This window comes from Mariniphaga sp. (genome assembly GCF_041687215.1).
In the GTDB taxonomy this organism is placed as follows: Bacteria; Bacteroidota; Bacteroidia; order Bacteroidales; family Prolixibacteraceae; genus Mariniphaga.
The window spans coordinates 24,124-40,372 of sequence record NZ_JAWLCI010000015.1 but is presented as its reverse complement, the minus strand read 5'-3'; the positions used below and the strand labels follow the sequence as shown (position 1 = coordinate 40,372).

The window sequence follows — 16,249 nt, the reverse complement described above, 5'->3', positions numbered from 1 at the left end:
CAAATATACAGGTAGATGGGGAAACGTGAAAGGAAAAATATTCGTTATCTTTACAAAAATTCAAATTAAGCGACATGAACCAGCTTTTTGTAAAAAAAATTAACGCCAAAAAATCCGTTTCGTTTGCCGAGGCAGAAAACCTGCTGGAAAAACAGGCCGTGACCCATCCCATTCAATTGTTAAATTGGGAAGACTTTAAATACCTCCCCAGCGTAAATTTCAGGATTGGCCATATTGGAAATGAAATCTGGCTGAAATATTACGTTACCGAGAAACACCTGCGAGCCAGGGAAACCCGCACCAACGGCGATGTTTACAAAGACAGTTGTGTGGAGTTTTTTATTTCGGTTGATGGTGAAAACTACTACAATTTTGAGTTCAGTTGTATCGGCACCATTCACCTGGCCTATGGTCCGGGCAGAGGAAACAGGAAGTTTGTTGATCCTTCTGTAATTGAAAAAATAGAAATAAAATCATCGCTTGGAAGCGCTCCGTTTAATGACAGATCGGGAAATTTTGAATGGGAAATGATGATTCGGATTCCCATAGAAGTATTCGCCTTCAGCACTATAAAATCGTTTAATGAATTAAAAGCAACTGCTAATTTTTACAAATGCGGCGATGAAACTGCCGTTGCACATTATGTAACCTGGAATCCCGTAAAAACTGAAAATCCGGACTACCACCGACCGGAGTATTTTGGAAAAGTGACTTTTGAATAATTGTATTTCAAGAAGGTTTTTACATTTTCAAATTCATTTAAATGATACAAAAACCGATTTCTTTTCAGCGGTTGGCCAATTTGTTTTTAGTTATTGTTTTAGGGTTCATTATTCTAAAACAGGGAAAATTCTTTCTGGGGCCCCTGGCATTTTCAATTCTTTTTACCATTATGCTGCAGCCGCTTTCACATTTTTTCCAGCGTCTCGTAAAATATAAAATACCTGCAATTTTACTTACGCTACTTACCGTTACTGTGGGTCTTAGTATTGTTGTCACGCTATTTTCAGTGCAATTAACGGTAATTATAAACGATTTGGAGAATATTACCGGAAAAATAAGTGAAGGATTGCAAAAGATTTTCGAATGGTTAAACACAAACTTTAAATTAAAATCCAGTTTTGACATGAATGGGTCTAATCTGATGGAGAACATCCCTCAACTGGCAGACAACACTTTGGCTTTTGCTCAGAAAGGAATTTCATCGGTAACAACATTTATTTTCAACTTATTTTTGATCCTTCTTCTGGTTTTTTTCTTTCTATGGTATCAGGAAAATTTTAAAAAGTTTTTACTCATTCAGGCGCCAAAAGAGAAAAAAGAAAATATAAATGCGATACTTCAAAAAATCCAGGGAACCATACAAAAATATTTATATGGTTTGCTTATTGTAATAGCAATACTTGCCGTTTTGAATAGTGTGGGGCTGCTAATTATTGGCGTCCGATATGCAGTTTTTTGGGGATTGTTAGCTGCATTTTTAGCTGTTATTCCATATATCGGCACAACATTGGGAGGAACTCTGCCATTTTTATATGCATTGGCAACCACTGATACCTGGTGGCAACCCGCTGCCGTTGCAGCCATGTACTTCATTATTCAACAACTCGAAGGCAATATTATTACACCTAAAGTTGTAGGAAGCAGCGTGTCAATTAATCCTCTTTTTGCATTAATTGCTATAATACTTGGTGGTTTTATTTGGGGAATTACAGGAATTCTAATTGCTATTCCGGCAATTGGCGTAGTTAAAATTATTCTCGATAATAATAACCGGACAAAACCTCTCGCATTTTTGCTGAGTAATGAAATGCATAAGAAAAACGAAACATTTTGGAAAAAAATGGATAAAGAAGAGCACAGATTAAAGTAGCCAACTTCAGGCAAAATGGTTTTGCCAGAACAAGAATATATTATTGACAATTAATGTATTACCTAGGTTTCAATAATTCTCTGAAATTAAACAATATGACCACCTATTCGAGAAACAGGTCAATCAGCACAAAATAAAAAAGTTATAATCTCATTCTGTATTCTTCCAATACAACCGGTTATCCATGATGTAACTGAACATCTCCCGATACAAAACCAGTTGGATATCAAGAATTTCATCATACGTAGCGCCATCTTCAATGGTACCGTGGGGACTTTCGAACGTAAAAGCCATTGTGCCTGATGCATAGTGTAAAGCACTAACCATATTAAACGACTGTTGGGGAAAAGGTGAAAAATCATCAACCGAAATGCTTAATCCCCAGCCCTGCCCCATATTGGGCAATTCCAAATCAATATATTGCTGATTAAGCTTTTGTGCCAAATCAGCAATTCGTTCTTTCATAAAATACGGGGCATGAGCATTCTGAATGATAAACGGATTACATGAACACGAATGCAGTGAAACCGCAATATCCGGCGCTTCCTCCATAGCAATTTTAAAGATGGCTTTTGTTTCTTCTGCCATTGGAGAAAAAAACTCGTCGTGCATAATATTAATGCCATTATTATTGTAATAAGCTCCCAAAATACCAACATCTCCAACCATCGGGTGCAATGATTTTGAATGCGGCCACCGCCAGAGTGTTCCGTCCTTTTTTGTTCCCTGCCCGTATTTCGTCATGGTTTCCTGCGGAATGCCAACAAAACTGTCGTACGGACAGCGTTTTCTTCCATCCGGATTGCCACAAGGGATAATAATTACCCGACACTGTTCAAAAAAATTCTTTAATTCAGGCCATGCTTTTCCGCGGTAATCTTTTCCGGTTTCTGCAACACGAATCAGGTTAATTAATCCAACAATTCCTTCCGGTTCCTGTCCGTGTACCGGCCCAATAAAATATACCACAGGTTTTGTGTTTTCATCTTTCATGGCATAGTAAACCGGATTACGGGCGCCAACTGCCGAATTATAGTTTGCATGCGATTGAAAATTTTCCTTCTCACCATAAAAAACGGCATATACCGGCAATCCTCCCGGAGAGGTGGCAATTACTTTTGCTTTCCCGGTTTTCAACCCTTTAATTTCGGTTTCAATATCTGAAAGTTTTGATTTGTAAAATTCAGGGATATTCGTTTTTCGGGGCGGATCATCTGCTTGTAAAGCCAATTGGGCAAATGAGCTTTGTGCAATAAACATCAGCACAATAATAACAAAGTATCTGCAAAGAATTTTTCCCGGTTTCATATTTAATTTCATTTAATTGTTATACATGTAAGCATCTGAATTCATAAATCTTATTACTCAAAATTCCACGATTACTCTTCCTTCGGATTTTTTCAGGTCAACTTCTTTGGTTTTTCCGTCAACCGTTATTTTGTATTTTCCGAAAAATGCCGGAACTGATATCTCACTGTTATTGTTTCCGTAAACATTGACATTCATCCACCATTCGTCAAAAATTAAAAATTGATATGCTTCGCCAGCGGGTGTAGGTGTCCAGTCGCGTTTGTAAAGCGACGACTGCGGAATCCAGTTGGCGCCTTCCCAGAAACCCCACATCAGAATTCCTTCAACTGCCGGATGGGCAAAACAGATGCGGTAATAATCCACCAAATCCTTGGCTTTTTGCTGCTCCTCTTCCGGCGTCATTTTCAACTCGCGGTTCTGATAATATTTCGAACGCTGTCCGGGCATATTGAATTCGGTAATCTTTATAGGCAGGTTGAACTGTGCCAGCGAATCGAGCGACCGTTTCAGTTCTCCGCCGTCGAACGATTCGGCATGAAGGTGCCCCTGGACACCAATACCGGCAATGGGAACGCCCTGCGCCAGCAAACCGCGGATTTGCGCCATGTATTCGTCAAGCATGTTTCCGGTAAGAATGTCGTAATCGTTCAGGTATAGTTTGATATCCGGATCGCCATTTTGTGCCCACAGCGCCATTTTTTTGGTAATATCTGCTCCCAAACGTTCTTCGTAATAATTGCCGTGAATCATTTCATTGTTCAGGTCGTATTCGGCAAACCGCCCTTTATAACGGGATGTTACCGTCTCAGCCCGATTTTTTAAAGTCGCTTCCAGCTCTTCATCCGAAAGTTCTTTTACCCACGGTTGAATAAACCGTTCGATACCCCAAAACAGGTTGTGCGCCCTGAGCGGAATGTTATTTTCTTCGGTCCACTCCAGCATGGCATCCACCAGCGAATAATCCACTTCTCCTTTTCGCCGTTCCATTCCGGGCCATTTCACAGCATTCTCGGTAACTGCCGAATTAAAATTCTGAAGGAAAATCTGCTTGTACATTTTCACATCATTTTCAGAAGCCCTTCCGTTAAAAATACCATCGCTGATGGCACAGCCGAACCAAAATTCATGTTCCTGTTGTTCAACCCGAATTATGGCACCTGGCTTTGCCTTTATGATAATTTCACCTTTCCGGTGCTCGTTAATCGATTTTTCCAAATCATTTACCTGTGCGTTCACAGGCAAAAAGAATAAGAGTGTTATAAATGATAAAATGAAATACTTTCCATTTTTTATCTTTTTACTTGATCTCATAGCGGTTTATTTTGTTTTTACCAGTTTATAATCGTCCATTGTCACAAAAAAATCGTTCACAATTCCGTAAATATCGAACCACTCCCAAAGGGTTATTTTCCTTGGATTGTTGGGTCGCTCCATCCATTTCCCGTCCATATAAACAGGTGCAGGAATTTCGCGGGTTTCGGCCCAATCCGGATTTTTCACCACGGCCACCGCAGCCATATCGAACAATGCCCTGCCGGGAGGATCGCCCCACATGCCGTACTGTTCAAACAGGTTAACCGAATAATCGCCAAAATTGGTAAACTCGCCGCCATGCCGACCGATAACCGAAGTATCGATTTCAGGCCCTTTTCCAGGCATCCGGTGCAAAATCTGATCTCTGGAAACCATCACAGCAGCCGTTCCCGATGGTTTTCCGCCACGCACCAAAACCATTTCAAAGGGCACATCAAAATCCAGAATGTAATTCATGGATTCGATGTCCCAATCCTGGTTGTGCTCGCCCGGTTCCGGGTAATTGGACCCCAGCCATACGATTCGCACATTTTTGGCAATGGCTGGTTCTTTCATCAACGCCAGGGCAATGTTGGTGAGTTTGCCCACCGGTAGCAAAACCAACTTCTGATTGCGCTTTTGCATAGCCTGTTCAATGATAAAATCAACCGCTTCGTGCCCGTCGAATTCCGGTTCGCCAATGTGGTTCTTAATTTCTTCGAAAGAGCCGTTGGCACCGGTTTTGAGTGGAATTTTGTCGTAAAAACCGCCGCAAAGCTGCATCACCCGTTTGGCTTCTTCGTAGTGGTCGCTCACATCCGATTCTTCGGAGTAACCGGTTGGTGCGCTTGTGGCATTCACCGTAACGCCTTCCACGTTAAAATGGTCGCCGTTGAAAAGCAGGTACGCCAGCGCATGCTGGTCGTCCACTTCATTGTTGGCATCGGTATCGAAAACCACCGGGATTTTGGAACTTTCAGATAAATTGCAGGCACCGAATAAAACAGCCAGCAAGAAAAATACCGGAACCTTTCCGGCCATGATTAAATTATTGTTCATAATATTATTTTTTTTAAAAATCATCATTTACAACTGAATATAAGCCGTTTATATCTCCTTAACACCGGACTGCCATCATCTGAAACTTCCAGAATAATATGAATATCCTTGTCCGAATTTTCAGGCACTGTAAAATGTGCTTGATTTGCCGTTTCGTGAACGATTTTTACGTATTCCCCCATTCCCGAAGGATCGGGATAATGCCACCACCAGTAATAAACTGCATCGCCATCGGGATCGGAAGCAGTGGCATTTAACTCCACTTTCTGACCCGGGTTCAAGGTTCCCGGTACAGTCACTTCTTCAATAACCGGCGAATGATTCGCATCTTCAAAAGATTGGACACACCAGTCCATCCGGGCTGCGAAATCATTTTGAGCATCAGGAATCCACCGCCAAAGTGTTTTTTGCATATTGTTGTCATCGGTGGCATCACTCCAGTAATTGCCTCTCACAGATTGATACCGGCCGCCCCAACCACCGAGCGAATAATCATTATAAGCCTCTAATCCGTTATCCACAAAATTTAAAAAAGCGGGCGTGTCACCTTCACTGATGTTTTTTTGCGGATACCATGCACCAAGCGGTCCGTGATTCGTTTTCACATTTTCAGTGAGCCATTTTTCGCTCATCAAAAGCGGATGCGGATTATGCTTTAAGGGTTCTTCGTTGTGGTAATTCCAGGTCATGTGAAACGCATTGTTTCTGATAATCCTTACTTCCGGCATATTGTTCACGATCCAGTCTCCAGCTTCATCCTGAAAATCGATTGCAATTACCCGAACCTTTGGAATGTTCTTTTTGTATTCAGCAGGATGGTTTTCCCTGAATTTCCAAAGTGCATGAGCTACCGTATTTAAACCGCCCCAGCAATTGATATGCAACAAATTATCTTCAATTTTTAAGAATTCTTTTAAAATCAATTCGGAACCTTCGGAATCAACATAAGGCGCATCGCCGGTTAAATGTTCCGGATTTTCATTTCCCAAAACAGTGATTGATTTTAAAAACTCAACCGACGGATAATCCGGATTATGCAGAAGCAAGTTTTCCCTTACCTGATCATACAAATCATACGCTTCGTAAATCCATTCCAGGCCGTGTCCGTTCTTTTGCCATTTGGAATTGGTTGCAACTATTCCCCGTAAATCCATATCAGGGGTGTAAAGCAGAAATCGTACAAAGGAGCTCCTGTCGTCCACTTCGCCATCCTGAGTGATGATAACTGCCGGTTTACCGGTTTCATTTCCGATAGAAACAGAACAAGTTACAATTGCTGTAAACAGCAAATTGAATTTAAGTCGGAATAAAAAAGATAATTTCATTTTTATCGTATTAAAACTGATTCAACATAATGGATTCAATGAGCCGGGCCATTTCTTCCGGCTTCTTTTTCAGCACCAGGTAGGCGTAATTGTATTTATCGCTCTCAACCCAGTAATTGTCGTTGTTTTCTTTGGCCACGCAGAAGCCGTTGACCACTTTTTCCCAATATTTTCCAACACCACCTCTAAAATATGTGTCGAAAATGATTTTTACCTGCTCTGTACCGGCGAAAACTGTAAAAAGGAAAAAAGATAAAACGATTGAAATTCTCATAACTCATTCAATTTTATTTAGTTGAAAAACCAGTATTGCAATTACAAATAGTTTGTTCGTCACACTTTAATATTTCCCGCAGATGACGCAAATAAACGCTGATTTTTAATTTTTTTCTGCGTAAATCAGCGATATCTGCGGGAACATTATTCCCTATCAGAATTTGCATTGATTCACTATTACTCAAAATAAACCCTTGTTCCCGGATCATCCGTTGAATAAACCAGCAAATCGCCTGTTTCAATCCGGTATCCATCGGGAATGTTCCGGGCTTTCAGTGTAATGGAATGTTTCCCTTCCGGCAGGTCGTATTTCCAGGTTACTTCGTGCCGGCGAATCAGCCAATGAGTGGGCAGTTTTGCCGTTTCAAGCAGTTCACCGTCAGCAAAAACATCCAGTTCAAGGACAGCTTCAGGCAACTGATTTTCTTTGGCTGCTCTTCCGCCAACCACAAATCCACAACCTTCAATTTCAAACGAGATTTCAGAATTCTGTTCGGTGACATGCTTGCCAATTCTTCTGCGTTCAACCGGGAGAAGTCCTTCAAAACCTACTTCAACCGGAACGGATTGCGGTGCCTGGTATTGAATCAGGAAATCATCGCCCTCTTCGCTTCCCCCGTTTCTTTCTATCATTTCCGCTGCATGATCAAAACCGATGTCATACACTTTATTGAGCGACATATCGGTATATTGGAAATTCAAATCTTCAACCTTGCCGATTCCCTGTTTCCAGTAATCAGGTATTTGGCTGTAGCCAATCATAGCACCGAGAATTCCGGCAGCATTGGCCGGATTGCAGTCGGAGTCGTATCCGCAGCGGGTGCTGATATCCACGGTTGCCCCGAAATCGCCTTTTCCGTACAACAATCCGATAACAATGTATGCTGCATTGATTTTTGCATCGATATTAAACGGCCGAAAAACACCGTCGGGGCAGCCTTTGTCGAATGTCCATTTCTTTTGAGCTTCAAACCATGCCGTTTTCCAGTCGCCAGGATTTTGATTGTACCACTGAATAACATCGGCAATGCACTGATAGAATTCACTTTCGGGCGGGATAGTTTTCAGCGCTTCTTCCACAATGAATTCCATATCGTCGTAAACAAATGCCAGCGAATACATGGCCGCCACATAAATTCCACCGTAAACGCCATCGCCGTAGTTCATAATGTGACCAATCCGGTTGCCGGTTTCAGCGGCTGAGTTGGGCATTCCCGGTGCCATCATTCCGGCAAAATCAGCCTCAATCTGAAAATCAATATCGTCGGCATGCGGATTGTTTTTCCAGTGTCCGGATGCGGGAGGCATTGTTCCGTTCAGAATATTGTAACGTGCAGCCTGATTGGCATGCCAAAGCGGATACTCCGCCCTTGCAAAAGCCAGTGCATGAAGCGAATCGGGCGCATCGAGGCCGTGCTTTTCAAACACATCCACAAAAGTCAAATCCATATACACATCGTCGTACAAACCCGGTGAATTTTCATAATACCACAACATGCGGGTGTCGTCCCAGGGAATGGGAACATGGTCGCCAATCATGGTGCCGTTCCACTGAAATTCGGTGGGCCCGCCATACGTGCAGCCAATCACCTGGCCAGCCCAGCCGCCTTTGATTTTGTCCTGCAACTCACTTTTTGGGATCCGTACCGTTTCGCCGTCAGTGAAAGAAATATTCACATTTTCAATCGTTCGGTTCTGGCAACCGGCTAAAAAGAAAAAAAATGTCATTGAAAAAATTAATGTTTTCATTTTTATGGTATTAGGTTTCTATTGTATTCTAAAACTGATAATTCTGAATTTCATTCAGTTTTGGCGCCGAGGGCTGGGCTCCCATCCGGGTAACTGAAATGGCAGCCGCCCGCTGGGCAAAATCAACGGCCTTATATAAATCCATTCCTCCGGCAAGTGCGCCGGCAAGTGCGCCGTTAAACACATCGCCGGCGGCAGTGGTGTCCACAGCTTTCACTTTATATCCCTGAATCAGCCCTTCAAAATCAAATGTTTTTAAATAAACGCCCTTGCCTCCCAAGGTGATGAGAACTGTTATTCCTTCCTTGTCGAAAATTTCGCCTGCCATTTCCGGAATATCCTTTTCTGAAAAATTATTCCTCCCGGTAATAATGGCCGCTTCGGTTTCATTGGGTGTAATAATAGTTACTTTATTCAACAGACTTTCGGAAATCACGGCGCCGGGAGCAGGATTCAAAATAAACGGAATCCCTTTTGCATGGGCTATTTCTGCTGCCGCTATCACTGTTTCCAAAGGAACTTCCAACTGTGCAAGGACTATTTTTGCATCTTCAAAAGTATCTTCAAAACCTTGTATATCTTCCGGAAATAAATAGCTGTTTGCACCGGGCGCCACCGAAATACTGTTTTCTCCGTCTTCGGCCACATTTATCAGTGCAATTCCAGAATGAGTACCCGGTTGAATTTTGATGCACGAAGTATCGATTTCGTCCTTTCGGTAATTTTCAACAGCTTTTTTACCAAAAGCATCGTCCGAAACACAGGCAATAAAAGTAACATCCGCTCCCGCACGTGCTGCAGCCACGGCCTGGTTCGCCCCTTTTCCACCGGGAATGGTCATAAAATCAGCTCCCATAATGGTTTCACCCGGAGATGGAATATGCGGTACTTTCACCACCATATCGGTATTGGAACTGCCCACTACAACTATTTTTGGTTTCATCACTTTTTAATATAAACGTGCAACAATAATCAGGGTCAGGCCAACAACAAAAAACAGGAACATGGCAGTTAGCAAACCTTTTACGCCTTTTGCCCCTTTAAATTCTTTCCAGATGAAAACGCCCCAAAGAGCTGCAATAAGCGTTGCACCCTGTCCCAAACCATAGGAAATGGCAAATCCGGCCTGCTCGGCAGCAATAATATTCAGCGTCATACCCAGACTCCAGATAGCCCCTCCCAGAATGCCTGTCAGGTGGAGTTTTGCATCGCCCTTTACGAAATAATCTCTGTAAGTAACTCTCTTGCCTGTTAGCGGTTTGTACATGAAAATGGAATTCCAAACAAAATTTGAAATAAGCAGTCCCACAGCAAAAACAACCGATGCCGTGTAGGGAGTGAGTTTACCAGCCATGGGATTCACAAAATCGGTAGCCATGGAAGCTGCCACAAAACGGTAGAAAAAGCCCATCAGAAAACCAGCCAGCAACGAAATCACAATTCCTTTGGCCGAAGTAACCGAAGAGGAATTCGGCAAACGACGGTAAGCCAGGGCATCCAAAACAATGGCAACGGTAACCAGCGCCACACCGCTAAACAGAATTACCGGATTTCCCAGCGGAGTTGCTGCATAGTTGGTAAGAACCCCCAGTACCAGCGCCAGCCCGATGCCAATGGGAAAAGCAACGGCCATGCCGGCAATGGCAATGGCGGCCACCAACAAGATATTGGCAATGTTAAAAATTACACCCCCCAGAAAAGCGGAAATCAGGGATTTGGTGTCGGCCTGTGCCAAATCGGCCAGGAAACTGCGACCTTCTGTACCTGAGCTTCCGGCTGTGAACGCCAGCACAAGCGCCAGTAACAAAACCCCGATGGCATAATCCCAGTAAAATAACTGGAATGGCCAGTGTTTTTGGGCCAGTTTTTGGGTATTGGCCCACGAACCCCAGCACAACATGGTGACAAATGCGAGAAAAACTGCCACACCGTACGAATGTATAACTACCATAGCTTTAATTTTTTAGTTCGAAATATTTATTTTTTTAATGACTCAAGTTTTGCTTTCGGATCATCGAGCACCAATAACCAGTCGTTACCACGTCCGGAAGTTGGAGGAACAAACTGGTAATTGCTTTCATTTTTCATCTTTCCAATTTTTGTAGCTTTTCCGTTGCGCGGATTGTACCACCAGGCAACCACACCATTTTCCATTTCTGACAGATTGATATTCAGTTTTTGCCCCACACTGGCAAACACAAGCATAAATGATTTGTCGGATGCCAGGGCAGCCCGGACATGCAGACTGTCGCGCGGATTATTTCCCAAAACAGCAGTTTGGTTAGGAATAAGCAGATGAAATGGCCGATGTTCAAAAATTTTTCGCACAAACCGCATCGATTCTGCACCGGGACGGTTGAGTGCATCCCGCCAGTCGGTTAAACAGGGAATGGCCATATCGCCGCCTTTTTCAAACATCTGCCATACCGCATTATTGCCATACGTATAACCACAGGCACCGGAAAGGAAATTCCAGTAAGCAAATACCCGAACGTCATGATCATCAAAAAATCCCTGCTCAAAATACTCCTTTTTAGTAATGATGAGATCTTTATTCAATACATTTTCGGGAACAGGCGGCGAATTGTTCCAATCCAAATATTTCCAGAACTCCACAGGAATATCTTCATATGCAGGCTCTGCTTCAACGAAGGGTTTCCGTGGTTTGACCTCCAGCAACATTTCCCCGAAACGATAAACATCGCTGTATTTATTCGAATGCCCGCTTTGGTACATGTTAAAATCAAGCCATGCTTCGTGATGCAATTTTTCGTGTGATGACTGCGCTCCCCTGGGGTGATACGAAATCAGATGGTTTCCGCCATCACCTGCTTTTAAACCATTAGCCATTGCACGCCAAACTTCTTTTTCCTTATCGTTGGCAACATCTCGGTCGCCACCCAAAATCCAGACAACGGGTTTGTTTTTGTAGCGATTTCCCAGAAATTCGCCATAAACAAATGCATTTTTCTTGTTAAAAACAACTGGTCCGCCTCCGTGGGCAGGAGTTACTTTATCGCCCCATGTAGGAAGCATTCCTACAACAAGACCAAGCTTTTCGGCCTCGTTGACAATGAAATCCACGTGTTCAAAATATTTTTCGTTAGGGCGCGTGGGGTCATTTTCAAACAGAGGAATTTCATTATACGCATTGGGTTTTCGCAGTCCGTCCTGTTCAGCCAGGACTACCGCCTGAATGACTGTAAATCCTTTTTCTGAACGGTTCTCCAGGTACATCGCAGCATCTTCGCGGTTCAACTTATGAAAAAGCTCCCAAGCCGTATCGCCCATCCATAAAAAAGGTTTTCCATCGGCAGTTTCCAGGTAACTGTTATTGCTGCTCACTTTTAAAGTTTGCGAAATTGTAAATAAAGGAAGGAGTAATAACAATGATACACTAATTCGATTTTTCATATAATTCGTTTTTAAATTGAGATTTTTTTCACAGATTCACGGAAAATCAGGCGGGGTTGAAGCATCAGATTGTCAACTTTTTTGGATGCCCCCTCATCAATCATTATCAACAGGAAATCAAATGCCAGCCTTCCAATTTCTTCACGGGGTTGTTCCACAGTTGTCATGGGACACGCAAGAAATGCAGAATAGGGTTGCTCATCAAACGACACAATCGAAATATCATCAGGTACAGTTAAGCCAGCCTCTTTCAACGCACGCAGAATTCCAAGTGAAATCAGGTTACTTAGTGCAAAAATGGCAGTGGGACGACTGGGTAGTTCCAGTAATTTTCGGGTCTGAATGTACCCGTTTTCCTCGCCAAAATCGGTTCCCAAAATCAATAATTCATTTACTCGGATTCCATGCTTTTGCAATGCATCGTGGTATCCTTTCACCCGGTCGGTGTTGGCTGAGATTCCGTTAATCCCCTGAATACAGGCAATATTGCGGTGCCCCATCTCAATAACATGTTCGGTGGCCAGCAAAGCACCTATGTAATTGTCGGTAGTTATAAACGGAAGTTCAGTGCCCACCAGGTACCTGTCAATCACCATCACCGGAATTCCCTGATTTTGAACTTCTGTTACATGCCTGCTGCTTTTTCCGGTAGGTGCGATAATTATCCCGTCCACTTTTCGTCCGGCCAGCAACTGCAATAATTCAGCTTCGGTAACCTCGTCGTCCAGGCTGTCGCAAAGAATGATGGAATAACCTTTTTTATGTGCTTCCATTTCAATGGTTTTGGCAATCGATCCGAAATAGGGATTGGCGATATCGGGAATTATCAGCCCTATGGTTTCTGTTTTTTCCAGTTTGAGGCCGCGGGCAATGCGATTGGGCGAATAGTGGTATTTCCGTGCGGCATCAAGCACTTTACGGCTGGTTTCCTGACTGATGCGGAAGTTTTTGGACTTTCCGTTTAAAACACGGGAAACGGTGGTGGGTGAAAGCCCCAGCTTTTCGGCCAGTTCCTTAATATTGTTTACCTTTTTTTCCATTGATTCAGCATACAAATATTTGCATTTATTTTTATTTGCACAATCGTTTGTGCAATTTTTTTGAAAATTTAACGAAGAATCGTTTTATTATGCACATAAGTTTATTATATTTGTGTATTGAAAATTGTAATCAAATTAAAAAAGGAGGTTATCATGCCAGGATTTAACAGAACAGGACCAGCAGGTGCCGGACCTATGACGGGAAGGCAGATGGGAAGATGCACAGGGAATGAAACAGATTTTCCCGAAAGAGGATTCAGAAACTTTGGCCGCAGATTTCGTGAAGGTCTTGGTCGAGGGCGCGGCAGAGGATTGGGTTTCAGATGGGGAAATCCATTTGCGCACCATAACGATGAATTTGCTCCCGGTGTTTCGGATGAAACGTTACTAGAAAACGAAGCCAGAACACTAAAAGACCAGCTTTCGCATGTAGAAAAGGAGTTGGAAAACATTCGCAAAAATAAAAGGGAAGAATGAGCAGGCAGGAATTCTGTGTATTCTTCTTGTATTTTAGCGCTGGATGTAAATTCAACAATGGAATTTGAATTTGTCATTTTTAATAAAGAACTGCAAAAATAATCATGCTTTTTTTCCAAGAGAAACAAAAATTTATTCTTCAGGGAAATTAACCTCCCGCTGAATTCGCTGATTTTCGCAGAATTATATATCAGCGTTTATCTGCGTAATCTGCGGGAATAAAAGATTTCTGACAACGGTAAAAATCTACAGTCAATTTTAAAATGTTTTTAAGAATGAAATTAGGAAAAGGATTGGGACTGGGAGGCCACAAAGGGAAAAACAACGGAGGAGCATTTGGTCCGGGAGGTTACTGCCTGTGTGTTAAATGCGGGCACAAGATACCTCACCAACAGGGAGTGAAATGCACTGAAATCAAATGTCCCGAATGTGACCACACTATGGTGCGTGAGGAACTCGTGAAAAACAAAAAATGATTTTATGGCTGATAAAAATCCCGTTATCGAAGCCATTTCACAGGTTATGCACCCCGCCATAAATTGCTCACTTACCGAGCTCGGTATTGTGAAAGATCTTGAAATTTACGGCGAAAATACCGTAATTGCCACCTTTGTTTTTCCGTTTCAAAAAATTCCCATAAAAGAGAAACTGATTGGTTCAGTTGAACAGGTCGCAAAAAAAATGGGGTGCAACCTGGAATACATCGTCAGGCATATGAATGAAGACGAGAAAAAACGTTTTCTGGAATTGGAAACCAAAAACTGGAACGACCATGAAAATGCAGTAGCCAGCTGTCAAACGTAATTCCTTAAAATTGTTATTTTTGCAGAAAAGGTATAACTATGACAACATTGGAAATTAAAAATGAAATAAAAAGGACGATTGACGATTTGCCGGATACCATTCTTGAAGATGTATTGGATTACTTAAATAAATTAAAGAGTTCATCAAAAGATAAAATACTGTTGTCTAAAAACCTAAGTTCCATCCTCCATGAAGACGGCGAACTTCTTCAACGTCTGGCGAAATGATGGATATTAACGATGTTAAATTAATCCATCAAATTCTCATTGAAAAATTTGGAGGCAGTCATGGAATCCGGGATATTAAATTACTTGAATCAGCTTTGGCAAGGCCATTCCAGACTTTCGATAAAAAAGATTTGTATCAGTCACCTGTTGAAAAAGCTACCGCTCTTCTTGAAAGTATTTTGATAAACCATCCATTTATTGATGGGAACAAACGGATAGGCTACGTTCTAATGCGATTGCTGCTCATTAATAATAATTTAGATATTTCAGCAAACGAAGAAGAAAAATACAAATTCGTAATTTCTGTTTCCCGGGGCCAATTGCGTTGGGCAGGGATTATCAAATGGCTGAACGAAAAAGTAATTAAAATTGAACCCAGAGTATAAATACCTTTTTGGCCCCGTACCTTCACGAAGGCTGGGTATGTCGCTGGGAGTGGATTTAGTGCCGAAAAAAGTCTGTTCTCTTAACTGCGTTTACTGCGAAGTGGGGCCAACCACCAAACTCACAACCCAGCGGAGGGAATATATTCCTTACAGAAAAATTGTTACAGAACTCAGCGACTACTTTGCTGCCAGTCCCCCACCCGATTACATTACCTTTTCGGGCTACGGCGAACCTACTTTGAATTCAGCCATTGGAAAAATCATTCAGTTTATCAAAAAAAACAAGCCCGAAATTCCGGTGGCGGTGCTGACCAACGGGACACTGCTTTCAGTGGCAGAGGTAAGAAAGGAATTACTTTATGCCGACCTGGTGCTACCCTCACTGGATGCGGCCACACAGGAGTCTTTTGAAAAAATCAATGTTCCGGCTAAAGGATTGACTATTGATGAGTATATTCAAGGAATCGCGGATTTCAGAAAAGAATTTACCGGAAGAATCTGGCTTGAAATTTTTATAATTCCTGGTTACAACGATTCGGCATCGGAGCTGACTGAACTTAAAAAAGCGATTCTGAAAATCAATCCCGACCGAATTCAACTAAACACGCTCGACCGTCCGGGCAGAATTGAAAATCTGCAACCTGCTTGCATAGAAAAACTCGACCAAATTATCGATTTTTGGCAACTTAAAAATGTTGAAATCATTGCCAAAGCGCCCGAGCGTAAAAACCTTGCAGCTTACCGGAAAGATGTGGAATCCTCCATTCTCGGCACCATTGCACGCCGTCCGTGCACAGCCGATGATTTGGCGCAAATTCTGGGGACCCACGTGAACGAAATCAACAAATACCTGGAAACACTGGAAAGTGAAAACAAAATCGGGCATGTGCGAAAAGAACGCGGGGTTTTTTATAAAAAACTCTGAATTTGGCAATACACATTTTAAAAATGATTAGTTACTTGTTTAGTAGTTCTTTTTGCCAAACAACAACCTTTTTCAGACGAGAAATGTAAC

Annotated in this window: 18 protein-coding genes; 8 read left to right on the top strand and 10 right to left on the bottom strand. The window is 42.4% G+C overall.

Translation table 11 applies throughout. From position 1 onward, the window contains the following. Nucleotides 1–74 precede the first annotated feature (74 nt). Both ACESMA_RS07685 and ACESMA_RS07680 read left to right on the top strand, forming a co-directional pair. Nucleotides 75–722: a carbohydrate-binding family 9-like protein gene (locus tag ACESMA_RS07685; protein WP_372948211.1), complete on the top strand. Its 648-nt coding sequence runs from the start codon at nt 75–77 to the stop codon at nt 720–722. 41 nt (nt 723–763) lie between these two features. Next, on the top strand, nt 764–1,873 hold the full coding sequence (locus tag ACESMA_RS07680) for an AI-2E family transporter (RefSeq protein WP_372948210.1): 1,110 nt from the start codon (nt 764–766) through the stop codon (nt 1,871–1,873). Nucleotides 1,874–2,023: 150 nt separating this feature from the next. Here ACESMA_RS07680 and ACESMA_RS07675 read toward each other — a convergent pair whose 3' ends face one another. The 10 genes from ACESMA_RS07675 to ACESMA_RS07630 form a co-directional block, all read right to left on the bottom strand. Continuing rightward, complete coding sequence (locus ACESMA_RS07675) at nt 2,024–3,181, bottom strand: M14 family zinc carboxypeptidase (RefSeq protein WP_372948209.1); 1,158 nt, start codon at nt 3,179–3,181, stop codon at nt 2,024–2,026. Between the two features lie 57 nt (nt 3,182–3,238). Next, nucleotides 3,239–4,495, bottom strand: a complete 1,257-nt coding sequence (locus tag ACESMA_RS07670) for an endo-1,4-beta-xylanase (protein ID WP_372948208.1) — start codon at nt 4,493–4,495, stop codon at nt 3,239–3,241. 6 nt (nt 4,496–4,501) lie between these two features. Next, on the bottom strand, nt 4,502–5,536 hold the full coding sequence (locus tag ACESMA_RS07665; RefSeq protein ID WP_372948207.1) for a nucleoside hydrolase: 1,035 nt from the start codon (nt 5,534–5,536) through the stop codon (nt 4,502–4,504). A gap of 23 nt (nt 5,537–5,559) precedes the next feature. Continuing rightward, entirely contained in the window at nt 5,560–6,861 is a 1,302-nt protein-coding gene (locus ACESMA_RS07660; RefSeq protein WP_372948206.1) for a DUF1593 domain-containing protein, read from the bottom strand. A 10-nt stretch (nt 6,862–6,871) separates the two neighbouring features. After that, nucleotides 6,872–7,135 carry a hypothetical protein gene (locus tag ACESMA_RS07655; protein ID WP_372948205.1) on the bottom strand — a complete coding sequence of 88 codons (264 nt, stop codon included), beginning with the start codon at nt 7,133–7,135 and terminating at the stop codon, nt 6,872–6,874. Between the two features lie 179 nt (nt 7,136–7,314). Next, nucleotides 7,315–8,886 carry an ADP-ribosylglycohydrolase family protein gene (locus ACESMA_RS07650; RefSeq protein ID WP_372948204.1) on the bottom strand — a complete coding sequence of 524 codons (1,572 nt, stop codon included), beginning with the start codon at nt 8,884–8,886 and terminating at the stop codon, nt 7,315–7,317. Between the two features lie 28 nt (nt 8,887–8,914). After that, nucleotides 8,915–9,829 (bottom strand): ribokinase, encoded by a 915-nt coding sequence (gene rbsK, locus ACESMA_RS07645; RefSeq protein ID WP_372948203.1) that lies wholly within the window; start codon nt 9,827–9,829, stop codon nt 8,915–8,917. A gap of 6 nt (nt 9,830–9,835) precedes the next feature. Beyond that, on the bottom strand, nt 9,836–10,837 hold the full coding sequence (locus ACESMA_RS07640; protein ID WP_372948202.1) for a GRP family sugar transporter: 1,002 nt from the start codon (nt 10,835–10,837) through the stop codon (nt 9,836–9,838). A gap of 26 nt (nt 10,838–10,863) precedes the next feature. Further along, nucleotides 10,864–12,300 (bottom strand): glycoside hydrolase family 140 protein, encoded by a 1,437-nt coding sequence (locus ACESMA_RS07635; protein ID WP_372948201.1) that lies wholly within the window; start codon nt 12,298–12,300, stop codon nt 10,864–10,866. 11 nt (nt 12,301–12,311) lie between these two features. Further along, nucleotides 12,312–13,340, bottom strand: a complete 1,029-nt coding sequence (locus ACESMA_RS07630) for a LacI family DNA-binding transcriptional regulator (RefSeq protein WP_372948199.1) — start codon at nt 13,338–13,340, stop codon at nt 12,312–12,314. Between the two features lie 153 nt (nt 13,341–13,493). On the opposite strand from ACESMA_RS07630, the gene ACESMA_RS07625 reads away from it, so the two are divergent. From ACESMA_RS07625 to ACESMA_RS07600, 6 genes are all read left to right on the top strand, one after another. After that, on the top strand, nt 13,494–13,817 hold the full coding sequence (locus tag ACESMA_RS07625) for a DUF5320 domain-containing protein (RefSeq protein WP_372948197.1): 324 nt from the start codon (nt 13,494–13,496) through the stop codon (nt 13,815–13,817). Nucleotides 13,818–14,092: 275 nt separating this feature from the next. After that, on the top strand, nt 14,093–14,293 hold the full coding sequence (locus tag ACESMA_RS07620; protein WP_372948196.1) for a hypothetical protein: 201 nt from the start codon (nt 14,093–14,095) through the stop codon (nt 14,291–14,293). Nucleotides 14,294–14,297: 4 nt separating this feature from the next. Further along, a complete protein-coding gene (locus tag ACESMA_RS07615) occupies nt 14,298–14,621 on the top strand; it encodes a hypothetical protein (protein ID WP_372948195.1) in 324 nt (107 codons plus the stop codon). A gap of 38 nt (nt 14,622–14,659) precedes the next feature. Then, nucleotides 14,660–14,848, top strand: coding sequence for a hypothetical protein (locus tag ACESMA_RS07610; RefSeq protein ID WP_372948194.1), 189 nt, complete (start codon nt 14,660–14,662; stop codon nt 14,846–14,848). Further along, nucleotides 14,845–15,234: a type II toxin-antitoxin system death-on-curing family toxin gene (locus tag ACESMA_RS07605; RefSeq protein ID WP_372948192.1), complete on the top strand. Its 390-nt coding sequence runs from the start codon at nt 14,845–14,847 to the stop codon at nt 15,232–15,234. Before ACESMA_RS07610 ends, ACESMA_RS07605 begins: the two co-directional genes overlap by 4 nt. Further along, nucleotides 15,218–16,159, top strand: a complete 942-nt coding sequence (locus ACESMA_RS07600; protein ID WP_372948190.1) for a radical SAM protein — start codon at nt 15,218–15,220, stop codon at nt 16,157–16,159. The genes ACESMA_RS07605 and ACESMA_RS07600 overlap by 17 nt, the downstream gene beginning before the upstream one ends. The last annotated feature ends 90 nt before the right edge of the window (nt 16,160–16,249 follow it).